The following is a 22,587-nucleotide window of genomic DNA, read 5'->3' on the forward strand; positions in this document are numbered from 1 at the left end:
GGCGTGTTGCATAGGCATAATGTCGTCATGTGGATCCCCGCTCTATTTCTGATCTTGGTCGTCATCGGGATACTGGTCACATACTGGCAACTCACCCTGACAGGACTCGCCATTTGGGCGCTTGTGGCCTGGACGAGGCACCACGCGGCCGACACACGGCCGAGTTACACCCGGAGGCCCGTCCAGACTCGGCCTGTGGCCAAGGCTGTCCAGACCCGTCCTAAACCCAAGCCTGTGCAGCCCACGCACAGGTCCAAGCCTGCCCGCGAGATACCAGCGCTCGAATATCTGCCTAGGTGGACTGCGGACCGCCGGTTGGAAGCGGGCCTCGAGCATGCCCAGTGGCAGAGGAACTTCGATAACCCAGCGGGTTAGTACTCAGGCAGCCGCCCCCTGAAAGTGGGCCTCGATGATGCCCTTGATGTCCTCGTGGCAGCCGCCGCAGCCCGTGCCGGCGCGGGTGGACGCCGATACCTCGGGCACCGTTCCGCAGCCCTCGGACACGGCAGTGGCAATGGCCGTGCCGCTGACACCGGCGCACCGGCAGACCGTCCGGGCGGGGTCGGCGGCACCTGCGGAAGCGACCTGGTCCGGCCCGTCCAGGCGCAGCAGCAGCGACCGGTCGGCCGGCAGTTCCGCGCCGCGTTCGAAGAGCTGCACCAGCTCGGCCGAGGTGCGCGGCATGCCCACGGCCACGAGGCCTTCCAGCACGCCGGCGCGGGTGGTCATCTTGACGTAGCGGCCGTGCTCGGGATCGGCCCACTGGGCGATCTGCAGCCGGGCCCGGCCGTTCACGGCCCCGGCGCTCAAGGCGTCCTCGTCCCACGGGTCCGCGGACACATCCCCGGCGACGGCCAGGTTCATGCCGCGGGCCTTGAGCACGATCACGCCCGGGAGTTCCGCCGGAAGTGCCGGCAAGGCTTCCGCCTCGGCAGGAGCCCCGGACGCCAGGAGGGTCAGATAGTCGGCGAGCCATTCGGCCTGCCGCCAGCCCGGGCCGACCAGCCCGGAGGGACCCCCCGCAGTCCGGCACTGAACGCACTCGGGGTCCAGGCAGCGGACCTCGGCGCAGTCGCCGATCGCGAAGATGTGGGGCTCGTGGTGGGCGCGGAGCTTGTGGTCCACCAGGATCCCGGCACCGGTGGAGAGCCCGCAGCCCTCCGCAAGTTCGGTCCGCGGCCGGACACCACAGGAGAGGACCAGGAGGTCGCCGTCGATCGCGGAGCCGTCATCCAGCAACAAGGCGGAGAAGCCGCCGTCGGGCGCGTTGTGTTCGACGCCGACCGAGCGGGCGTTGCCGGCCACCCGCACGCCGCAGTTCCGCAGGGACGCCGCGAGCACGGCGCCGCCGCCGCGGTCGATGTTCCGGCCCAAAGGATGCGGGCCATTGTGCACCACGGTCACCGTGGCGCCTTCCTCGGCCGCGGCGAGGGCCGTCTCCAGGCCCAGCACACCGCCGCCCAGGACCACGACGCGCTTTCCGCCCGCCACGGCAGAATGCAGCACGGACGCGTCGCGAAGATCGCGCAGGGCGGTCACGCCCGGCGGCAGCACCGGCGCGGCCGGGTCCGGGTTGAGCCCGGTCAGGTTCGGGATGACCGGCCGTGAACCGGTGGCGAAGACGAGCCGCTCGTAACCGGGGGAGGTGCCGTCGCTCAACAAGACCCGCTGCCGGGCGCGGTCCACGCGGCGGACGCGGACGCCCAGCCGGACATCGACGCCGTCGGCCACCAGTGCCGCCGCGTCCGCGAGGGCCAGAGCAGCCGGCGTCGTCCGGCCGACGCCAAGATCCGCCACCAGCACGCGGTTGTACGCCGCCTCCGACTCTTCGCCGACGACGGTCAGGTGTGCGATGCCGCTGCGCACGGCCGGCAGCAGCTCGTCGATCAGCCTCGCGGCGACGGGCCCGAAGCCCACCACCACAATCCGCTCAGTCATGAGGTCTCCTCTGCTTGAAGAACGCGGGCCGAAACGCCGCTGTGCTTGCCGGCCAGGGCATCCGGGGAAGCTGCCGGGCTGATCCACACCTTGCTGGTCTTGAACTCGGGCATCCCGGAAATGGGGTCCGTGGCCGCCTCCGTGAGCCGGTTGGCGCTCTCGAGCTCCGGGAAGTGGAACGGCAGGAACACCGTCTCCGGGCGGATATCCGTGCTCAGCTCGGCACGGCAGCTGACCACGCCGCGTTCGTTGGAAATCGAGACGTAGTCGCCGTCGGCGATGCCCTGGGCGGCAGCCGCGGCGGGGTGGAGCTGGAGCCGCGCCTCCGGTTGGGCTTCGGCCAGGGCGGCCACCCGGCGGGTCTGCGCGCCGGACTGGTAGTGCTCCATCAGGCGGCCGGTAATGAGGGTCATCGGCGTGCCGGGACGATCGTCGCCGGCTCGGTCGGCCCGCTGGTCCACCCGGCGGTCCGCCGCGGACGCGAAGCCCGCAGAAGAAGAACGACGTCGGGGCGTCACCGGCGTGAACACGGCCCGGCCGCCCGCATGGGCAAAGGCGTCCAGGAAGAGCCGCGGCGTGCCCGCGCTCCCGGCGGGGTAGGGCCAGTAGGCGGCCTCGCCACGGTCCAGCATGGCGTAGCCGATCCCGGAGTAGTCGGCCAGGCCGCCGGAGGACGCGAGCCGGAGCTCCTCGAACACCGTTTCCGGATCCTCGCTGAAGGTGGAGGGCGCGTGCAGCATTTCGGCCAGCCGGGTCATGATCCACAGCTCGCTGCGGACACCGGGCGGGGGAGTGAGGGCCCGGCGGCGGCGGAGCACGCGGCCCTCGAGGTTGGTGAGGGTTCCTTCCTCCTCGGCCCACTGGGTCACCGGCAGGACCAGGTCCGCCTCGGCGGCGGTCTCGGAGAGGAAGAAGTCGCACACCACCAGGAAGTCCAGGCTGCGCAGGCCCGCGATCACGGCATTCGCGTCCGGGGCGGACACCGCCACGTTGGCGCCGTGCACGAAGAGGCACCGGACGCCGTCGGGCTGTCCCAGCGACTTGAGGAGTTCGACGGCGGGAAGGCCGGGGCCGGGAATCAGGGGTTCGGGCACGCCCCAGACCCTGGCCATGTGGGCGCGGGCGGCGGGATCGGTGATCTTCCGGTAGCCGGGGAGCTGGTCCGCCTTCTGGCCGTGTTCGCGGCCGCCCTGGCCGTTGCCCTGGCCGGTGAGCGTGCCGTAGCCGCTGCGCGCGGAGCCCGGCAGGCCCAGCAGGAGGGAGAGGTTAATGGCGGCCGTGGCGGTGTCAGTGCCGTCCACGTGCTGTTCGACGCCGCGGCCGGTGAGGATGTAGCTGCCGCCCTTGCCGGCGCCGTCGGCCAGCCGCCGGGCGGTTTCACGGATCAGCCCGGCGGGGACGCCGGTGATCGACTGGACCCGTTCGGGCCAGAAGCTGGCGACGCTGCGGACCGCGGCGTCATAACCCGTGGTCCGGTCCGCGATGTATCCCGCGTCCGCGAGGCCCTCGTGGATCACCGCGTGGGAGATACCCAGGAGCAGGGCGAGGTCGGTGCCGGGCAGCGGCTGCAGGTGCAGCCCGCCGCCGTCGGAGGTGAAGGCGGCGGTGGCGGAGCGCCGCGGGTCGACGACGATCAGGCCGCCGGCGTCGCGGGCCCCCTGGAGGTGCTGGACGAAGGGCGGCATGGTCTCGGCAACGTTGGAGCCGAGCATCAGGATGGTGCTGGCGGTGTCGAGGTCCGCGAGCGGGAACGGGAGCCCGCGGTCCAGGCCGAAGGCGCGCATGCCTGCCGCGGCTGCCGAGGACATGCAGAACCGCCCGTTGTAGTCGATCCGTGAGGTGCCCAAAGCCAGCCTGGCGAACTTGCCCAGCTGGTAGGCCTTCTCATTGGTGAGGCCGCCGCCGCCAAACACGCCGACGGCGTCAGCCCCGTGCTCGAGGCGGGCCTGTTTTACGGCGGAGACGATCCGCATGAGGGCCTCATCCCAGCTGACCGGGTGGTGGACGCCGTCGGCGCCCTTCAGCAGGGGCTCCGTGACGCGGCCCGGGTGGTCCAGTAACGAGGCGGAGGTCCAGCCCTTGCGGCACAGGCCGCCGCGGTTGGTGGGGAAGTCCCGTCCGGCGACTGTCAGGAGCGGCGCGGACGTTGGGGTAGTGGCGGGGCCCGGTGCAGCGTCTACGGGCTCTGACCCCGGCCGGGCAGCCGGGGTCAGAGCCGCTGGAGATGTGAGCGTCATGGCGCACTGCAGAGCGCAGTAAGGGCAGTGCGTGTCGGCGCTTTTGGTCATGTTAGACGTGTCCCATCGCATTTCGGTTGGCGTTGCGGATGTAGCAGAACCAGCAGACCACCAGCATCAGGACGTAGGCCCCCACGAATCCGTAGAACGCCGAGGTGTAGGAACCGCTGGCGGTGTTGGAGGCGTTGAGGACCTGGGGGATGATAAATCCGCCGTAGGCGCCGATGGCCGAGATCAGGCCGAGGGCTGAGGACGCGAGCCGCTGGGTGGTGTGCGTGCTGGCCCCGGAGCGGGCGGCCCGGCTGGAGGTGGCGAAGATGATCGGGATCATGCGGTAGGTGGCGCCGTTTCCGAAGCCGCTGGCGGTGAACAGGAGCAGGAACAGGAAGAGGAAGAGCCAGAAGTTCTTCAGCGGCAGGGTCCAGAGCATGGTGAGGGTCATGACGGCCATGGCGGCGAAGGCTGCGACGGTCATGCGGGCCCCGCCCATCCGGTCCGCCATGCGTCCGCCGTACGGGCGGGCCAGGGACCCGACCAGCGGGCCGAGGAAGGCCAGGGACAGGGCCACGGTGCCGACGGAGATCGAGGAAAATGCCGGGAAGTAGTCCTTAATGAGCTTGGGGAAGACGCCGGCGAAGCCGATGAAGGAACCGAAGGTGCCGATGTACAGCAGCGCCATGATCCACAGGTGCGGCTCTTTGATCGCGGCCAGCGAACCTGCCACGTCGCCCTTGGCGCTGGTGAGATTGTTCATGTACTTCCAGGCACCGAAAGCCGCCAGCAGGATCAGCGGAACCCACATGAACCCTGCGACGGGCAGGTTCACGGTGCCGGCTGCCAGCAGGGTGATGGCGATCGGCACGGCCAGCTGTGCGACGGCGGCACCGAGGTTTCCGCCGGCGGCATTCAGGCCCAGGGCCCAGCCCTTTTCCCGTGCGGGGTAGAAGAAAGTGATGTTCGCCATCGAGCTGGCGAAGTTGCCGCCGCCGAAGCCGGCCAGCGCAGCCACGAACAGCATGACGCCGAACGGGGTGGCCGGGTTGGCGACGCACAGGCCCAGGCCGATCGTGGGGATCAGCAGCAACAGGGCGGAGACGATGGTCCAGTTGCGGCCGCCGAAGCGGGGAACCATGAACGTGTAGGGGATCCGGAGCGTGGCGCCGACGAGGCTTGGCATGGAGATCAGCCAGAAGATCTCGTTGGTGGAGAACTTGAAGCCGGCGGAGGGAAGCTGGACCACCACGATCGACCACAGCTGCCAGACCACGAAGCCCAGGAACTCGGCGAAGATGGACCAGTTCAGGTTGCGCCGGGCGATCGAGCGGCCGGCCGACTCCCACTGCTCCTTGTTTTCCGCATCCCAGTTGGCGATCCAGCGGCCGGGCCGGTGGTCGAGGGTAAGGGTGCCGCCGGTACTGGCGGCGCCGACCTCTGCGGTGCCGATTTCGGCGGTGCGTTCAGCAGTCACTTGGGAGACCTCCTTGGGGGGTGATGTCCTTCAAAGGTAGGGACGCCGCGTTTCCGGGACGGACGCGGTTTATTAACGCGCTGTGACTTTTGCCTATCGGGGCTTTTATGACGGTGTGAGAATAGGTGTGACGACCACCACGTGAGACAACGACACGGAGTCCAAATAGCGGACTATTTGTCCATTGACTGGACGGTGGGAACTATTATCAGACGTATACGAATCCCTAGCCGGCGGCCCCGGGCATCGGGCTCTTGGGGAAATATCCGACCGGTCTTCATGAAAGCGTTACTACATGTCATCCACTGCCACCTCCGCGGAGCATGGGTCCACCAAGCAGGTGAATTCGCGCGGCCGCGTGATTGTCGCCAGCCTGATCGGTACCACCGTCGAGTTCTATGACTTCTACGTTTACGCCACCGCGGCCGTGCTCGTTTTCCCGAAGCTCTTCTTCCCCGGGCAGAACGAGACCACCCAGCTGCTGGCATCCTTCGCTGTGTTCGGCGTCGCGTTCATCGCCCGCCCGCTCGGCTCGGTCATCTTCGGCCACTTCGGTGACAAGTTCGGCCGCAAGGGCACGCTGGTGGCCTCCCTGCTGACTATGGGTATTGCCACCTTCCTGATCGGATGCCTGCCGACGGCGAGCGTCCCGGGCTGGACCTTCCTGGCCCCGGCGCTCCTCGTGGTCCTGCGCTTCTGCCAGGGCCTGGCCCTCGGCGGCGAATGGAGTGGCGCGGCGCTGCTGGCCACCGAAAACGCCCCGTCGAACAAGCGCGCCATCTACGGCACGTTCCCGCAGCTGGGAGCCCCGATCGGCTTCATCATCGCCAACGTGATCTTCCTGGTCTTCAGCTACACCTTGACACCGGAAGCCTTCATGGAATGGGGCTGGCGGGTCCCGTTCCTGCTCAGTGCCGTCATGGTCATCATCGGTCTCTACGTGCGCCTCAAGCTGATCGAAACCCCGGCCTTCACCAAGGTCCTCGAATCCAACGAGGTTGCCAAGCTGCCGCTGGCACGGGTCTTCAAGACCAGCTGGCGCCCGCTGATCCTGGGCACGTTCATCATGCTCGCCACCTACGTGCTCTTCTACCTGATGACCACGTTCACGCTGACCTACGGCACCCGGGCGTCCAGTCTGGACACGGCGAAGGCCGCCGCCGAAAAGGCCGGCAAGCCGATGACCGAGGCCGCCGCCGCTGCGTTCGTCCCGGGCCTGGGCTACAGCCGGAACGATTTCCTCTGGATGCTGATCGCCGGTGTCGTATTCTTCGGTATCTTCACGCTGGTCTCCGGCCCGCTGGCCGAGAAGTTCGGCCGCCGCAAGATGCTGATCGTTGTCACCTTCGGCATCCTCGCCTTCGGCCTGCTGTTCGTTCCGCTGTTCAGCGCCGGATTCGCCGGTGCCATGGCGCTGCTGATCATCGGCTTCTCGCTCATGGGCCTGACGTTCGGTCCCATGGGTGCGCTCCTGCCGGAGTTGTTCCCGGGCAATGTCCGCTACACCGGCTCCGCCATCAGCTACAACGTCTCCAGCATCCTGGGCGCTGCCGTGGCTCCGTTCATCGCCGTCTGGCTCTGGGAACTGGCCGGGGGCAGCACCGTGCTGGTGGGTGTCTACCTCGCCGCCATGGCGGTGCTGACGCTGATCGCCCTGTTCGTGAGCAAGGAAACCCGGGACCTCGACTACACCAACAACGTAGCCTGACGTCGGCCCTCTTTCCTGACAGAAGAAGCCCGGCGTGTTCATTGAACACACCGGGCTTCTGCGTTGGAGGGGCTCAGCTCGCGTAGCGCTCCACAAAGTTCCGCAGGATCTTCATCGGTTCTGTCGCAGTGAACTGCCGGGCGTCGTCCATGAGCATTTCGGCCGATTCAGGCGGGAAGTAGCCGGCATGGCGGTAGATATCGATCCTGGTGACGAGCCCTTCAGCATCAAGCTCGGGGTGGAACTGCGTGGCGTATAGGTTGGACTTGATCCGGAACATGTGCACCGGGCAGGCGGCCGAGCTGGCCAGCAGCACCGCATGGGAGGGCAGGACGGTGCAGGCTTCCTTATGGCCGGTGAACGCCGTAAAGCTCTCCGGCAGCCCGCGCAGGAGGGGATCCTGAAGACCCTCCGCCGTCAATTTGATGGTGACGCCGCCGAGCCCTTCACCGTACGTCCGGTCGATCACGGCGCCCTGGTGCAGTCCGAGGGTGCCGACGCCGTAGCAGGCGCCGAGGAACGGGAAGTCCTCGGCCACGATCCTGTCCAGCAGCCCGGCGAGTTCGCGCTCCACCCGGTGCTGGGTGGCGCTCTTGTGCTCGGCCGGATCGCTGGAAGTAAAGGGACTGCCGCCCACAATGACGCCCGAATAGTCGGACAACTCAAGCGCGGGCAGCGGGGCGGCTTCCATCCGGATGCGGTGGAGCTGCTCGGGCTGGAGTCCGCAGTAGCGAAGGTAGGCGCGGTATTCGTCCTCGGCGGCGGTGTCTTCCGCGCGCGAGGCGAGGAGCAGGAATGGCTTCACACTCCAAGTCTCTACTGGCCGGTCGCGGACGCGCCAGAGGCGCGCCCGCGGCCGGCAGCGGCGCCGACCGTCCGCCGTCGCCGTACCGTGGGCCGCTTACTCTGCGGCGCCGTCCTCGATCATGGCGATGATGGCGCCGGCGGACACGGTCTCGCCGGCCGCTGCGGCGAGGCCGATGACGATCCCGGCGCGGTGGGCGGTGAGCGGCTGTTCCATCTTCATCGCCTCGAGCACGACGACGAGATCGCCCTCGGCGACCGTGTCACCCTCGGCGACGGCCACCTTCACGATGGTCCCCTGCATGGGGGAGGTCAGGGCGTTGCCGCTCGCGGCCGCGGGTGCGCCGCCACCGCGGGAGCGCTTCTTGGCCTTGGCCGGCTTGGCGCCTGCGGCGTTGCTGACGGAGCCCAGCGACGCCGGCAGCACGACTTCCAGGCGCTTGCCGCCGACCTCGACGACGACGCGCTGGCGGTCGCCGGCGTCGGCCGCTTCAGCCTCGCTGCCGGTCGGGGTCCAGGCCTGAATGTCATTGACGAAGGCCGTCTCGATCCAGCGGGTGTGGACCTTGAAGGGGCCTTCGGCCGGTGCGAAATCGGGATTGGAAACCACCGCGAGGTCGAACGGGATGACGGTGGGAATGCCCTCCACCACCATTTCCTCCAGTGCCCGCCGGGAGCGCTGCAAGGCCTGGGTGCGGGTGGCGCCGGTGACGATCAGCTTGGAGAGCATGGAGTCGAAGTTGCCGCTGATGACATCGCCCTGCTCCACGCCGGAATCTACGCGGATACCGGGACCGGTGGGGTTTTTCAGTACCGTGATGGTGCCGGGTGCGGGCATGAAGTTCCGGCCCGGGTCCTCGCCGGTGATGCGGAATTCGATCGAGTGGCCGCGGACTTCCGGGTCGCCGTAGCCGAGTTCCTCGCCGCGGGCCAGCCGGAACTGTTCGCGGACGAGGTCGATCCCGGTGACTTCCTCGGAGACGCAGTGCTCCACCTGGAGGCGGGTGTTGACCTCGAGGAAGGAGATGGTGCCGTCCTGGCCGACGAGGAATTCGCAGGTGCCTGCGCCGAGGTAGCCGGCCTCCTTGAGGATGGCCTTGGAGGATTCGTAGAGCCGGCGGTTCTGTTCCTCGGTGAGGAACGGGGCCGGGGCTTCCTCGACGAGTTTCTGGTTCCTGCGCTGGAGCGAGCAGTCGCGGGTGGAGACCACCACGACGTTGCCGTGGGCGTCGGCCAGGCACTGGGTCTCGACGTGGCGCGGGGCGTCCAGGAAGCGCTCAATGAAGCACTCGCCGCGGCCGAAGGCGGCAGTGGCCTCGCGCACGGCGGATTCGAAGAGTTCGGGGATTTCTTCGCGGGTGCGGGCCACCTTGATGCCGCGTCCGCCGCCGCCGAAGGCCGCCTTGATGGCGACGGGCAGGCCGAACTTGTCCACGAAATCGAGGATTTCCTCGGCAGATTCGACCGGGTCGGCGGTGCCGGGGACCTGCGGGGCGCCGACCTTCTCGGCAATGTGGCGGGCCTGGACCTTGTCGCCCAGGGCAGAGATCGCTTCGGGGGAGGGGCCGATCCACGTAATGCCGGCATCGATCACCTTGGCGGCGAACTCGGCGTTCTCGGCCAGGAACCCGTACCCGGGGTGGATGGCGTCCGCGCCGGACTGGCGGGCGACGTCGATGATCTTGTCCATCACCAAGTAGGACTCCGCGGCGGTGTTGCCACCGAGCGCGTAGGCCTCGTCAGCGAGCCGGGCGTGCAGCGCGTCGCGATCGGGGTCCGCGTAGACAGCCACCGAGGCGATGCCTTCATCGCGGGCGGCGCGGATGATGCGCACCGCAATTTCTCCGCGGTTGGCGATCAGCACCTTGGTCAGCCGGCGGATGCCCGCGGCTGTAGATGACTGCGTTGATCCCGGCACGGTGGGTGCGGACTGCTCCGAATTTGCTGACAAGGCGTCTCCTTCTTTCCTTCAGGGAGCCTAGCGCGGTTTTGAGGGTTCCGCCGATATTACTTGCGGATTCCGCGCGTATACGGCCCTTCCTTTGTAGGGTTGCCACAAAGGGCGGCGAATTGGCTCACTCCGCCACGCATTCCGTCGTTACTCGGCGCGGATGTCCGCCGGGTCCGCAGCCCCGCCGGTCCAGAGCTCGGTGATGCCCACATCTGCCTGGCCGAGCAGGGCGCGCAGGGTGGAGATGGAGAGCCCGACGACGGTGTGGGGATCGCCGTCGACCTTGCGGATGAACGCCCCGCCGTAGCCGTCGATAGTGAAGGAGCCGGCGCACTGGAGCGGCTCGCCGGTGGCGATGTAGGTTTCGATTTCCTCGGCGCTCATCTCCATGAAGTGCACCTCGGCCGAGGACACCGAGCCCAGGGTGGCGCCGGTGCCGCGCGCGGTGACGTCGGCGTCGTCGTCTTCTGAGTCTGTGTCTGTGTCGCGGCAGTCCACGAGCCAGTGGCCGGTGTGCAGGACGCCCATGCTGCCGCTCATGCGGAGCATACGCTCCCGGGCGACGTCGGCCGTGTAGGGCTTTCCGTGGGCCTCGCCGTCGAACTCGAAGACCGAGTCGCAGCCGATCACGATTGCGCCGTCCGCCTCGGGCAGCGAGGCGACGGCCTCTGCCTTGGCCCGGGCAAGCAACAGAGCCGTGTCATGCGGATCCGTCACGCCGTAGCGGGCCTGCACGGCGTCCTCGTCGACGTCCGAGACGAGGACCTCGTGGGCGATGCCGGCGTGGCTGAGCAGCTTGGTGCGGGCGGGGGACTGGGAGGCAAGAATGAGGCGGGTCACGGATCCAGCCTAATCCACCGCAGCACAGCAACACCGGGTCCCGGAAGGGCGCCTGGACGGGGCAGAAGACCCTGTTTGCGGATACCTGACAGTGGTGGAGTTGAACCGGCATCCTAAAAAGAATCGAGCAGCTCATGTCTGGATGGCTCGTGGCAAGCGTTGGCATGGTTGGTGATGGAACATATTTTGGCTGGGACGGTTTCATCATTCAATCCGGAAATCTGATCGTGATCGTCGTGATGATCATCTTGTTCATCCTGGCCTTGGTCCTGCCTTTTCCCGGAGGGAAGCGGCGGAAATGACTGCCCCTGCAACACCGGGACTTGGCGCGCAGGTCGATGAAACAGACGCCCGTACCTTGACCGGCAGGGCCCGCCGGTGGCTCCTGAGGAAGCTTCCGCCGGACAAACTTTTGCCCGAGGACCAGCCAAGCTTCGTGGCATCCTGGGCGTACGTATTCGGCATGGGGGCCATCGCGTCCCTGCTGTGGATCATCGTTTCCGGGATCGTGCTGGGACTGAACGGACCCCAGTGGTATCACGTGTCCTCGCTGGGGAGTTTCGTCAACAGCACGCATTTGTGGAGCGTGGAGTTCTTCTTCATCTTCATGGTGGTGCACCTGTGGCTGAAATTCTGGATGGCGGCCTGGCGAGGGGGCCGGGTCCTGACCTGGATCACCGGCGTGATCTCCTTTGTCGTTTCCATCGTGGCGGCCTTCACCGGGTATCTGCTCCAGACGAACTTCGATTCGCAGTGGATTGCCTTTGAAGCGAAGGATGCGCTGAACGCGGTCGGCGTAGGCGCTTGGTTCAATGTGGCCAACGTCGGTCAGCTCTTCACCTGGCACGTCACGCTGCTGCCCTTGGCCGTGGGTGCTGTGGTGGTCCTGCACGTCCTGCTGGTCCGGGTCCACGGCGTTGCACCTCCACTGGATGCCGCGGAGTCCGACGCCCAGCTGCTTCACAACCGCCAGGAGGCCACCGAACCTCCGAAGGCCACCGAACCCGGGGGCACAGAATCCGGGGGCGCTGAATTCGGGGGTGCAGTGCAGTGACCAGGAAGAGCCGCAGTATCTCCTCGCGGAAGGCGGACGACGTTGCCGGCCGGCCCTGGACGGGCAGCGTCCGCGAATATGACCTCATCAAAGAACTGATCATCGGCGTTGTGGTGGTCGGCGTGCTCGTGCTCGGTGTGTCCGCCATCTTCGGGTCCCCTGATGAGCCCAGCGTGAGCCTCAAGGCGTGGGCCACGGCCGCCCCCGCGGATTTCGTTGGCACCGCCGCGAAAGAGCTTGCCGGCACCAGCGATACTGCCGGATACGGGCCGCCCTACAACTCGACCCCGGACGCGACGCAGAACATCGGCCCCGTGGACCTTCAAAGCCTCTCCGGCGTCCGCCTTCCGGTTGATACCGCCAATGACTTCGTGATCGCCCCGCTGGCGACGCTGCCGTCGCCGCCGGCAGAGCTGGCCAGCTGGACGGCCGCCACAGATCAGCAGCGCTCAGCCTGGGCAGCTGCCTATTCGGACGCCCTTGCCGCTGCGCCGGATAACGACCCGGCCCAGGTGGGCGACGGCGAGTATGGCCCGGTCCCTGCACTGACCGGAGCGTTGCTGGAGATGGCGCGCCAAGGCAGTTTGGACGGCGTGCTGCAAAACGGTGGAAACTTCTACAACATGGACTACACGCGCGGCCTCCTCTTTTTGGGCGACGGCGGCTACTTCCCGGATCTTGCGGCCAGCCAACACCTCTCCGGGGATCAGTGGGGCGTGATGAACGAAACCGGCGATACGCCTGGGCAGTCCTGGTTGTGGCTCTTCTCGCTCCTTTACCAAGTGGAACCGTTCAAGTCCGCGCCTAATGCCGATGCCCTCGTCGTCGTCACGATGTTCGTGCTGACGGCGTTGCTGGCCCTGCTGCCGTTCATCCCCGGACTACGGTCGCTGCCGCGGGTGATCCCCCTCCATCGCCTGATCTGGAAGGACTACTACCGCAACCGCTGAGTCCGCCGGCAATCCGTGACGCCTAGCTTCGGCTGAGGAGTACAGGCGCGTTATTGTCAGAGGCCCCTGAGACACTGGGTTCATGGACGGCAATCACGGGCCCGAAGTGGCTCCGGCGGGACACGGCGACGCCGGCTTCGGCCATGCCGCGGGCGATGCCGCCGCCATTCCGGGCACCGCAGAGGCGGCCTTGGCGGGCCGGCTGGCCGCCGGACCAATGGACTTAGACTGTCCGCCCACGGACAGTGCCGGGATCATTGACCGGATCCGGGAACTGGAGGACTGGAAGTCCGCCGCGTCCGCGGAACAGGCCCGGCTCGCCGTGGCCTTCGACCTGCTCCAACGCCGCGAACAAGCCGCCGCCGGAGTCCCGGCCGAGAAGCTCGGCGCCGGGATCGGCGCGCAGATCGCCCTGGCCCGGCGCGAATCACCCGCCAGGGGCGGCCGGCTCCTCGGCCTGGCCAAGGCCCTGATCACCGAGATGCCGCACACGCTCGCCGCGCTCGGAACCGGGGAACTCAATGAATGGCGCCCACCCTGCTCGTGCGCGAAACCGCGTGCCTGAGCGCCGCGGACCGGGCCGCCGTCGACGCCGAACTCGCACCCGACACCGGGACGTTCGCCGGGGCGGGTGACCGGTCCCTGGTCGCCGCGGCCCGGGCCGCCGCGTACCGGCGTGACCCCCGCTCGGTGACCGAACGCGCCGCGCACGCCGCCACCGAGCGGCACGTCAGCCTCCACCCCGCCCCCGACACCATGTGCCACCTCACCGCCCTGCTGCCCGTGACCGCCGGCGTCGCCGTCTACAAGGCGCTGAACGGGCACGCCGACACCCTCCGCGCCGCCGGGGACCCGAGGGGCCGCGGGCAGCTCATGGCCGATGCCCTGGTCGAACGCACCACCGGAACCCCGGGCGGGATCAGAGGCGTCGAGATCCAGGTCATCATCACCGACCGCGCCCTCTTCCAGGCCGGCGCCGAACCGGCCCGGCTCCCCGGCTACGGCACCGTCCCCGCCGGCTGGGCCCGGGAACGCGCCGGCGCCGGGACGGACGCCAAGGACCGGGACTTCAAGACCTTGCTCCGGCGGCTCTACACCCACCCCGGCACCGGCGAGCTTGTGGGGATGGACTCCCGCGCCCGGCTCTTCCCGCCCGGGCACCGCCGCTTCATCCAGGCCAGAGACGACACCTGCCGAACTCCCTACTGCGACGCGCCCATCCGCCACCTGGACCACATCATTCCCTGGCACACCGGCGGCCCGACCACCACGGACAACGCCGCCGGACTCTGCGAAGCCTGCAACCACACCAAAGAAACCCCCGGCTGGAAAGCACGCCCCAGCCCCGGAGCCGCACCCGGATCCGCCTCGAGCATTGGCGCTCGGCACACCATCGAACTCACCACCCCCACCGGCCACACGTACCGTTCCACCGCGCCGCCCCTGCCCGGATCGCCTGCCGGCGAAGCGAGCGTGGATTCCCGCCGCCGGGCCGTGATGAGCGCCACCGCGCGAAGACGCTCAAGGGTATGCGGCCCTCAGGCTGACTGGCGGCCTGAGCGGCGAACGGGCCACAAGCCTTCCCGAGCTGCATGCACGAAAAAGCCGCCCGCCGATCGAAACGATCAGCGGGCGGCTTTAGGGCAACTCGTCGGCGGCCTTTAGCGCGCGCCGATCTCCTCCGGCTCGGGCTCGCTGTCGGCCGAAGCTGAGGCCGAAGCCGCGGGCCGGAGCTTGGCGCCCTCGACGTCGACGTCCGGCAGGATCCGGTCCAGCCAGCGGGGCAGCCACCACGCCTTGTCGCCGAGCAGGTACATCACGGCCGGAACGATCGTCATGCGGACTACAAACGCGTCCACCAGGACACCGAAGGCCATCGCGAAGCCCAGCGGCCGGACCATATTCAGGTGCGAGAAGATGAAGCCGGCGAACACGCTGACCATGATGATGGCCGCGGCGGTGACCACGGACGCGGCATGGCTGAAGCCGGTGCGGACCGCATGCCGGGCCGATTCGCCATGCATGAAGGACTCACGCATGCCCGAGGTGATGAACACCTGGTAGTCCATGGCCAGCCCGAACAGGACGCCGATCAGGATGATTGGCAGGAAGCTCAGCACGGCGCCCGGGTTTTCGACGCCGAACACCGTTCCCAGCCAGCCCCACTGGTAGACCGCGACGACGGCTCCGAAGGCGGCCGCGAGCGAGAGCAGGAAACCGCCTGTGGCCAGCAGCGGCACCACGATCGAGCGGAACACGAGCAACAGCAGGATCAGGGACAGCCCGACGACGATGGCCAGGTACGGGGGCAGGGCATCGCCGAGTTTGGCGGAGACGTCGACGTTGCCGGCAGTCTGCCCCGTGAGGCCGATGCTGACCCCGGTGGAATCCTTGATGCGGTCCTTTTCGGCGCGCAGCTCGGAGACCACCTGGACAGTGCTCGCGCTGGCCGGGCCCTCCCGGGGGATGACCTGGAACACCGCGGTGCGGCGGTCCTCGCTCAGCGCCACCGGAATGGCGGCGGTGACGTTGCCAGTACCGCGGAGGATGTCGGCGACGTCGAGCTGCTTGGCTGTGGCTTCCTCCGCGCTCAGGCCGGCCGGGAAGTCGCCCACCACCACGATCGGGCCTGTCATGCCTTCGCCGAAGCTGCGGCCGGTGACGTCATAGGCCTTGAACGCCTGCGACTCCACGGGCTCGGACCCGCCGTCGGGCAGCGCGAGCCGCAACTGGCTGGCCGGCAGCGCCACGATGCCCAGCAGCAGGACACCGGCCAGCAGTGCCAGAACCGGGTGCCGGGTGACGAGTCCGCCCCAGCCCTGTTTGCTGCGGCGTTCGTCGCGGGCACGGTCTGCGCTCTCGTGGCCGGGGGCGGCATTGTGCTTCTCCGCCTTGGCCCAGACGCGGCGGGAAATGAGTCGGGGCCCGATCAGGGACAGCATGGCAGGGGTGAGGGTCAGGGCGACGACGACGGCGACGGCCACCGTTGCGGCGGCGGACAGGCCCATCACGGCCAGGAAGGGCAGGCCCGGAATCACGAGCGCCGCGAGGGCGATGATGACGGTCAGGCCCGCGAACAGCACCGCGTTGCCGGAGGTGCCGGTGGCGAGGGCGACGGATTCCTCGCCGTCCATGCCGGCCAGGAGCTGGCCGCGGTGCCGGTTGACGATAAACAGCGAGTAATCGATGCCGACGGCGAGGCCCAGCATGAGCGCCAGCATCGGGGAGATGGAACTCATGTCGACGGCGCCGCTGAGGGCGAAGGTGCCGCCGACGCCCACTGCCACACCGACCAGGGCCATCAGCAGGGGGAGTCCGGCGGCGATCAGGGTTCCCAGCATGACGATGAGCACCAGCGCCGCGATGGCGATGCCGAGGATCTCCGAGATGCCGAACAGCTCGGAGACGTCCTCCGTGATTTCCTTGCTGGCCAGGGCGGTCACGCCGTCAGAGGAGACTTCGTGGGCGATGTCCTGGACCTGCTGGCGCACGGCGGGGGCCAGCCCGTTGATCGAGGTCTTGAACTGGACCTGGGCGATTGCCGCGGTGCCGTCCTCGGACACGAACCGCATGCCCTGCGAGGCCTCGAGCTGGCGTTTGGCCAGGGCGAGCTTGGCCGCGCCGGCCTGGAGTTCCTTGGTCCCGGCGTCGAGCTTCTCCTGGCCCGCGGCGAGGGCAGCTTTCTGCTGGCCAAGCTGGGCGTCGATGGCCTCGGCGGACATGCCGGCCGCGGTCATCTGCTGCTCGGCGGCGGACAGCTGGGCCTTGCCGGCGGCCAGCCGGGCGGCCGAGGCATCCAGCTGCGCCCGTCCTGCGGATGCCTGCTGCTCGCCGGCGGCAAGGTCCGTGACGGCCTTGTCCAGCTGGGCCTGCGTGGCGAACGGGTCCACGGTGCCCTGAACATCGGGGAGGGCTTTCAGCTTGGTCAGCGCAGCCGAGACCGCGTCCTTGCCGGCCTGCGTGAACTGGCCGTTCTGCGACTCGAACACGATGCCGGCCGAGCCGCCGGATGACTTGGGCAGCTCCTGCTTCAACTTGTCCGCCATCTGCTGGGTTTCAGTGCCGGGGATCTGGAAGTTGTTGGACATGGTGCCGTGGAAGGCCGCAGCCGCGCCGCCGACGGCCACCAGGACGGCGAGCCAGAGGGAGATGACGAGCCAGCGGTGGCGGTAGGAGAACTTGCCGAGACGGTAGAGCAACAGGGCCATGTCAGTGCCGATCTGGGGAAGGGGTGGCGGGGGAGTGGGACGCGAATCCGGAGCCGAGGAGGCCCATCGAATCGATCAGGAGCTGGCGCAGGACGGACAGGGACTCGGGAGCCAGGTCGCCGCCGCAGCGGGCGAACCAGACATCCATGGCAGCTTTTCCGCACGAGATGACGGAGCCGGCGAGGGCGCGGAGGTAGAGCTCGTCGACGTCGCCGGCCGCCGTCAACGCAAAGCGTTCGCGGGCGGCGTCGATGATCTGTTCGGTGCAGTGGTCCCAGGCTTCCAGCTCGGAGCGGCTGAGCTGGGGGTTGGTCTGGCCCAGGCTGTAGAGCTCGGCCACCGGTGCGACGGTCATGGGATCGGCCAGTTCAACGAGGGCTGCGCGGGCCGATTCCAGGATTGGCTCGCCGGCCGGGCGGAGCCGGAACTGCTGAAGTGCCGTGTCCAGGAAGCCGAACGTCACCGAGGCGAGCGCCGCCTCGGTGCTGCCGAAGTAGTTGAAGAACGTGCGGCGGGAGATCCCGGCGGCGTCGGCGATGTCCTCCACCGTGAAGTTTCCGGGTCCCCGCGTGCGGAGCAGGTCCATGGCGGCGTCCGTGATGGCCTGCCGGGTAGCGGCCTTGTTCAGTTCGCGGCGCGAGGGGACACCGGGGTCGCCGGATGCGGCGGAGGGGAAGGGCGATGGGGACACGCGCTTACACTACGTGCATGTTTGCACTCCGGGCAAGTATTTTCCAGAGTGGGGCTGGCAGGGTTTGCGCTCAAGGCTTGAGCTGGGCTGCCGCGTTGCCGGAATTGGTCAGGGGGCGGACGGTCAGGCCCATGACTTCGCCGAGGACGGCGTCGATCCGGTGGCCCGGGATGTCATTCGAAGTGACGATCAGCATGCCCAGAGCCTATCCACCTCTGCCGCCATTTTGCCCACTTTTTGCCCTCTGGGCGTCTCTGCCGGATTCACAGGAAAGTGAAAGCTGGGAAACAGCTATCTCTGCTGGGGCAGGTGCAGACTGGAGATGCTCGTGGAGCAGCCTTCCCCGGACGAACCATCAGCTTCAAGCGCCGTCACCGCGCGGCAGATCCAGGAGACAGCAGATGTCACGCACGACGAAAATCGCACTCGGCCTCGGGGCGGCGGCCGTTGCACTGGGTGCAGGGCTCGGGGTCGCCGGGATGGCCTCCGCCACCACGACGCCGACGCCCACCCCGACACCCAGCTCGAGTGCTCCCGGGAACAACTTCGCCGACGGCTACGGCATGCGCGGCGGACACCGCGGCCACGGCGGTGCGGAGTTCGGCGCCCGCGCCAAAGAACTCGCCGCCAAGCTCGGCGTCGACGAGGCGAAGGTCACCGACGCCCTGAAGACTTTCCGCGAAGCCAACAGGCCGGCCACCCCGCCGGCCCCGGGGCAGAAGCCGGACCGCGCCGCAATGGAGAAGGCCCTGGCCGCTTCCCTGGCGAAGTCGCTCGGCCTCGATGAAGCCAAGGTCACCGCTGCCCTGGAGGAATTGCGTACCGCGGAACAGGCCAATCACGCCGCGGCACTGAAGCCCCGGCTGGACCAGGCCGTCAAGGACGGCACCCTGACCCAGGCAGAAGCGGACGCAGTTACCAAGGCCGCCGAAAAGGGTGTGATCGGCGGACACTAGGCCCGTGCGGACCCGGGCCGAGGCCGGTTAAAGCCGAAGCCGGAAAACCAGAGAAGTCCCCGGGGATTCCCGGGGACGCGGCAGTGCCATCGACGTCGTCGCTAAACGGATCGCCGTTCCGCGGCGCGTTGTACAGCCTTTCGTCCAGGATGCCCTGGCGCTTGCCCACAATCGCCGGGATCAGTGCCTGCCCGGCCACGTTGACGGCGGTGCGTCCCATGTCCAGGATCGGGTCGATGGCCAGCAGCAGGCCGACGCCGGCCAGCGGCAGTCCCAGCGTGGAGAGCGTCAGCGTCAGCATCACGACGGCGCCCGTGGTGCCGGCGGTCGCGGCCGAGCCGAGGACCGACACCAGCGCGATCAGCAGGTACTGGGTGAAGTCGAGCTGGATGCCGAAGAACTGGGCCACGAAAATCGCCGCCACGGCCGGGTAGATCGCCGCGCAGCCGTCCATCTTGGTGGTCGCGCCGAGCGGCACGGCGAAGGAGGCGTAGGCGCGGGGGACACCCAGGCTTCGTTCGGTCACGCGCTGGGTCAGCGGCAGGGTGCCGATCGAGGAGCGGGAGACGAAGGCCAGCTGCACGGCCGGCCACACGCCGGAGTAGTACTGCTTGATGGACAGTCCGTGGCTGCGGATCAGCACGGGGTAGACCACGAACAGCACGAGCGCCAGGCCGATGTAGATCGCCACGGTGAACTTGCCGAGCGAGCCGATGGTGTCCCAGCCGTAGACGGCCACGGCGTTGCCGATCAGGCCGATCGTGCCCAGCGGCGCGATACGGATGATCCACCAGAGGACCTTCTGGATGACGGCGAGGGCGGAGGAGTTCAGGGCCAGGAACGGTTCGGCCGCCTTGCCCACTTTCAGCGCGGCGATGCCGACGGCGATCGCGATCACCAGGATCTGGAGGACGTTGAAGCTCACGGCGGTGGTGGCGACGCCGTCAGTGACGGTGGTGGTCGCGCTGAGGCCCAGGAAGTTCTTCGGGAACAGCCCGGTCAGGAAGGCCCACCAGTCACCGGACTTGCCGGCGTACTTCGCTTCCTGGCTGATGCCGGTTCCGGCGCCGGGCTGCAGCAGCACGCCCAGGCCGATGCCGATCAGCACGGCGATCAGCGAGGTGATCGCGAACCAGAGCAACGTGTTCCAGGCCAGCCGGGCGGCGTTGGAAACGGCGCGCAGGTTGGAGATTGAGCTGACGACGGCGGTGAAGATCAGGGGGACCACGGCGGTCTGCAGCAGCGAGACGTAGCTCGAGCCGATGGTCTGCAGCGTGGTGCCTAGGGCGTTGGGGTTGGCCTTGGTGCTGCCGGTGTACTTGGCCAGCAGGCCAAGGCCCAGGCCGACGATCAGGGCGGCAATGATCTGGAAGCCGAACGAGCCGGCCCATTTGGGCAGCTGGAACCCGGTCTCTCCAGCGGGTGCGGGGGTGCTTGTCTGAGTGGTCACCGGAACACGCTAGGACCGTTGCCGATAGCACGACGAACGGATGTTGAGAAATGTTACGGCACCACCGGTGGCCCCGCGCCGCGGAATGCCCGGGATTGCCGCGCCGGCAGGGCCTTTTGTGAAGTTATTCCGGCAAGCGGTGTGGCGATTGTCTCGTCGCCGGACGGCCCGTACCGCCCTGTGAGGCGCGAGATGACAATTCGCGGCAATGCTCTGGAGAAACACTGCCGCGAACTGCCATCTCAACGGCCTTGGGGGGTTTACCCCAGGAGCGCGCGCTTGAGGGTGTCCAGGCCCACCGAGCCGATGTTCAGGGCCTTCGTGTGGAACGCCTTGAGATCGAAGCCGGGGCGGGATTCCAGCTCTTCCCGGATCTGCTCCCAGAGCCGCTGGCCCACCTTGTAGGACGGGGCCTGTCCCGGCCAGCCCAGGTAGCGGGTGAACTCGAACTTCAGCTGCCCCTCGCTGATCGGCAGATTGGCGCGGAGGAAGTCAAAGCCCTTCTCCGAGGTCCAGATGCCGCTGCCCCAGCGCTCGGGGACTTCGAGTTCCAGGTGCACGCCGATGTCGAACACCACGCGGGCCGCACGCATGCGCTGCATGTCCAGCATGCCCATGTGGTCGCCCGGATCATTGAGGTAGCCGAGCTCCTGCATGAGCTTCTCCGCGTAGAGTGCCCAGCCTTCGCCATGGCCCGAGGTCCAGCACACACTGCGGCGCCACTTGTTCAGCAGCTCACGGCGGTAGGTGGCGGTGGCGACCTGGAGGTGGTGGCCGGGCACGCCCTCGTGGTACACGGTGGTGGTTTCGGCCCACGTGGTGAAGGTGTCTTCACCGGCCGGCACGGACCACCACATGCGGCCCGGGCGGCTGAAGTCCTCCGAGGGACCCGTGTAGTAGATGCCGCCTTCATCGGTGGGCGCGATCCGGCACTCCAGCGTCTTCATGACGTCCGGGATCTCGAAGTGGACGCCGGCGAGCTCCGCGACGGCTTTGTCGGACAGTTCCTGCATCCAGGCCTGGAGGGCGTCGGTGCCCTTGAGCTGGCGGGCGGGATCGTTGTTGAGGATCTCTTTGGCTTCCTCCACCGTGGCGCCGGGCCGGATTTCGCCTGCCACCCGTTCCTGTTCGGCAATGAGGCGGTCGAGTTCCTGGACGCCCCATGCGTAGGTTTCCTCCAGGTCCACGGTGGCGCCGAGGAAGTCCCGGGAAGCCAGGGCGTAGCGGGCGCGGCCCACAGCGTCCTTGGCCGGGGCGACGGGCAGGAGCTCGGACTCGAGGAAACCTGCGAGCCGGGAGTACGCCACCCGGGCAGCTGCCGCGCCGGTGTCGAGCCGGGACTGCAGTTCCGCCGGGAGCGGGCCGTCCGCGGTCTTGGCGCCGGCGGCGAGCTTGGCGAAGAAGCCGTCGTCCGCGGCGTGCTTGGTGGCCTGCTCGATCACGATCGAAACCTGGCGGGCCGCGGCGACTTTGCCGTCCTGCATCGCCGAACGCAGCGACTCGATGTAGCCGTCGATTGCGGCGGTGACATTGTGGGCCCGGCCTGCGATGTGCTCCCACTGCCCGGCGGTATCCGTCGGCATGAGGTCAAAGATCGCGCGGATGTCCTGGGACGGGGAGGCGATGTTGTTCAGATCGGCCGTGGCCCAGCCCGATTCGTGGATTTCCAGCTGCAGGCCCAGCCGCTCGCGCATGGCGTCGAGGGTGACGGCGTCGACGTCGTCAGCCGCCTCCAGCCCGTCCAGCGCCGCAAGTGCCTCGCGGGCGGCGGCCGCGAATTCCTCGTGGCCGGCGGGGGAGAAGTCCTGGTACTCCGTCTCGTGCCCGGGCAGGCCAAGTTCGGTGGCGAAGCTCGGGTTAAGCCGGATCAGGGTGTCCGTGTAGGCGTCGGCGACGGCGTCAATGGCTGTCTGCTGGCGCGCGGGGGCAGTGTTGTCTGAGGCGATGATTTCGGTAGTCACCCGACGAGACTAGCCCGGCCGCCGTGGTTATGAAAGAGTCACTGAACTTTTTCGCGTGCAACTTTCCCGTGCAGATTTCGGCTGCGGGCCGGCCCTGCCAGGACGCTGAACCGGGTCGGCTCAGCCCAGGCTGCGGCGCCAGGCCTGCGGACCGGGCCTCGGCGCCAGCCGAAGCTGCTGCCGGCGGACCCAGTGCCGGACGCCGGGGCTTTCCGGTGCTGCCTGCTGGGTCTGCCCCAGGGACAGCACGACGGCGGTCAGCGCCGCCAGCTCTTCCGGCGTCGGCTGACCCTTGGCGACAGAGAACAGGATCCCGGGCGCGGCGTCGCTGCTTACCGCGTCGGCAGGTTCGTCGGGTTCGGCCATGGGGC

Annotated in this window: 17 protein-coding genes and 1 pseudogene; 6 read left to right on the forward strand and 12 right to left on the reverse strand. The window is 68.1% G+C overall.

What is annotated here, in order from left to right; all coding sequences use genetic code 11:
* Nucleotides 1-378: 378 nt before the first annotated feature.
* The 3 genes from AC1D0A_RS08910 to AC1D0A_RS08920 are packed head-to-tail and all read right to left on the reverse strand — an operon-like array spanning nucleotide 379 to nucleotide 5,619.
* Entirely contained in the window at nucleotides 379-1,938 is a 1,560-nt protein-coding gene (locus tag AC1D0A_RS08910; protein ID WP_476945628.1) for an FAD-dependent oxidoreductase, read from the reverse strand.
* Nucleotides 1,935-4,226 carry a molybdopterin oxidoreductase family protein gene (locus AC1D0A_RS08915; RefSeq protein ID WP_476945629.1) on the reverse strand — a complete coding sequence of 764 codons (2,292 nt, stop codon included), beginning with the start codon at nucleotides 4,224-4,226 and terminating at the stop codon, nucleotides 1,935-1,937. Before AC1D0A_RS08915 ends, AC1D0A_RS08910 begins: the two co-directional genes overlap by 4 nt.
* Before the next feature lies 1 nt (nucleotide 4,227).
* A complete protein-coding gene (locus AC1D0A_RS08920) occupies nucleotides 4,228-5,619 on the reverse strand; it encodes an MFS transporter (RefSeq protein ID WP_439954118.1) in 1,392 nt (463 codons plus the stop codon).
* A gap of 319 nt (nucleotides 5,620-5,938) precedes the next feature.
* Between AC1D0A_RS08920 and AC1D0A_RS08925 the strand changes: the two genes are divergently transcribed.
* On the forward strand, nucleotides 5,939-7,351 hold the full coding sequence (locus AC1D0A_RS08925; protein ID WP_028278342.1) for an MFS transporter: 1,413 nt from the start codon (nucleotides 5,939-5,941) through the stop codon (nucleotides 7,349-7,351).
* Nucleotides 7,352-7,424: 73 nt separating this feature from the next.
* On the opposite strand, the gene AC1D0A_RS08930 is transcribed toward AC1D0A_RS08925, so the two are convergent.
* The 3 genes from AC1D0A_RS08930 to AC1D0A_RS08940 all read right to left on the reverse strand — a co-directional run bounded on the left by AC1D0A_RS08930 (nucleotide 7,425) and on the right by AC1D0A_RS08940 (nucleotide 10,946).
* Nucleotides 7,425-8,156 (reverse strand): glutamine amidotransferase, encoded by a 732-nt coding sequence (locus AC1D0A_RS08930; protein ID WP_243179681.1) that lies wholly within the window; start codon nucleotides 8,154-8,156, stop codon nucleotides 7,425-7,427.
* Between the two features lie 96 nt (nucleotides 8,157-8,252).
* The gene (locus AC1D0A_RS08935; protein WP_476945630.1) at nucleotides 8,253-10,106 is read right to left on the reverse strand and encodes an acetyl/propionyl/methylcrotonyl-CoA carboxylase subunit alpha; all 1,854 of its coding nucleotides are present in this window, start codon (nucleotides 10,104-10,106) and stop codon (nucleotides 8,253-8,255) included.
* A gap of 147 nt (nucleotides 10,107-10,253) precedes the next feature.
* The gene (locus AC1D0A_RS08940; RefSeq protein ID WP_476945631.1) at nucleotides 10,254-10,946 is read right to left on the reverse strand and encodes a Maf family protein; all 693 of its coding nucleotides are present in this window, start codon (nucleotides 10,944-10,946) and stop codon (nucleotides 10,254-10,256) included.
* A 134-nt stretch (nucleotides 10,947-11,080) separates the two neighbouring features.
* Between AC1D0A_RS08940 and AC1D0A_RS08945 the strand changes: the two genes are divergently transcribed.
* The 4 genes and pseudogenes from AC1D0A_RS08945 to AC1D0A_RS08960 form a co-directional block, all read left to right on the forward strand.
* Nucleotides 11,081-11,248: a hypothetical protein gene (locus AC1D0A_RS08945; protein ID WP_243179673.1), complete on the forward strand. Its 168-nt coding sequence runs from the start codon at nucleotides 11,081-11,083 to the stop codon at nucleotides 11,246-11,248.
* The gene (locus AC1D0A_RS08950) at nucleotides 11,245-12,000 is read left to right on the forward strand and encodes a cytochrome b N-terminal domain-containing protein (RefSeq protein WP_476945632.1); all 756 of its coding nucleotides are present in this window, start codon (nucleotides 11,245-11,247) and stop codon (nucleotides 11,998-12,000) included. The genes AC1D0A_RS08945 and AC1D0A_RS08950 overlap by 4 nt, the downstream gene beginning before the upstream one ends.
* On the forward strand, nucleotides 11,997-12,950 hold the full coding sequence (locus AC1D0A_RS08955; RefSeq protein WP_476945633.1) for a hypothetical protein: 954 nt from the start codon (nucleotides 11,997-11,999) through the stop codon (nucleotides 12,948-12,950). The genes AC1D0A_RS08950 and AC1D0A_RS08955 overlap by 4 nt, the downstream gene beginning before the upstream one ends.
* A 217-nt stretch (nucleotides 12,951-13,167) precedes the next feature.
* Nucleotides 13,168-14,402, forward strand: a pseudogene (locus AC1D0A_RS08960) (HNH endonuclease); the annotation flags it as partial.
* A gap of 209 nt (nucleotides 14,403-14,611) precedes the next feature.
* Here AC1D0A_RS08960 and AC1D0A_RS08965 read toward each other — a convergent pair.
* The 3 genes from AC1D0A_RS08965 to AC1D0A_RS08975 form a co-directional block, all read right to left on the reverse strand.
* Nucleotides 14,612-17,158 (reverse strand): MMPL family transporter, encoded by a 2,547-nt coding sequence (locus AC1D0A_RS08965; RefSeq protein WP_476945634.1) that lies wholly within the window; start codon nucleotides 17,156-17,158, stop codon nucleotides 14,612-14,614.
* Nucleotide 17,159: 1 nt separating this feature from the next.
* Nucleotides 17,160-17,849: a TetR/AcrR family transcriptional regulator gene (locus AC1D0A_RS08970; RefSeq protein WP_243179669.1), complete on the reverse strand. Its 690-nt coding sequence runs from the start codon at nucleotides 17,847-17,849 to the stop codon at nucleotides 17,160-17,162.
* Between the two features lie 70 nt (nucleotides 17,850-17,919).
* Nucleotides 17,920-18,045 (reverse strand): heavy metal-binding domain-containing protein, encoded by a 126-nt coding sequence (locus tag AC1D0A_RS08975; RefSeq protein ID WP_243179668.1) that lies wholly within the window; start codon nucleotides 18,043-18,045, stop codon nucleotides 17,920-17,922.
* 205 nt (nucleotides 18,046-18,250) lie between these two features.
* On the opposite strand from AC1D0A_RS08975, the gene AC1D0A_RS08980 reads away from it, so the two are divergent.
* The gene (locus AC1D0A_RS08980; RefSeq protein ID WP_476945635.1) at nucleotides 18,251-18,805 is read left to right on the forward strand and encodes a hypothetical protein; all 555 of its coding nucleotides are present in this window, start codon (nucleotides 18,251-18,253) and stop codon (nucleotides 18,803-18,805) included.
* Here the strand turns inward: AC1D0A_RS08980 and AC1D0A_RS08985 are convergent.
* The 3 genes from AC1D0A_RS08985 to AC1D0A_RS08995 all read right to left on the reverse strand — a co-directional run bounded on the left by AC1D0A_RS08985 (nucleotide 18,765) and on the right by AC1D0A_RS08995 (nucleotide 22,582).
* Complete coding sequence (locus AC1D0A_RS08985) at nucleotides 18,765-20,255, reverse strand: dicarboxylate/amino acid:cation symporter (RefSeq protein ID WP_476945636.1); 1,491 nt, start codon at nucleotides 20,253-20,255, stop codon at nucleotides 18,765-18,767. The two genes, AC1D0A_RS08980 and AC1D0A_RS08985, sit on opposite strands and share 41 nt — an antisense overlap.
* Before the next feature lie 260 nt (nucleotides 20,256-20,515).
* Nucleotides 20,516-22,216: a DUF885 domain-containing protein gene (locus tag AC1D0A_RS08990; protein ID WP_476945637.1), complete on the reverse strand. Its 1,701-nt coding sequence runs from the start codon at nucleotides 22,214-22,216 to the stop codon at nucleotides 20,516-20,518.
* A gap of 120 nt (nucleotides 22,217-22,336) precedes the next feature.
* On the reverse strand, nucleotides 22,337-22,582 hold the full coding sequence (locus AC1D0A_RS08995; protein ID WP_028278321.1) for an acyl-CoA carboxylase subunit epsilon: 246 nt from the start codon (nucleotides 22,580-22,582) through the stop codon (nucleotides 22,337-22,339).
* Nucleotides 22,583-22,587 lie beyond the last annotated feature (5 nt).

Source organism: Arthrobacter sp. P1_D4 (assembly GCF_056406115.1).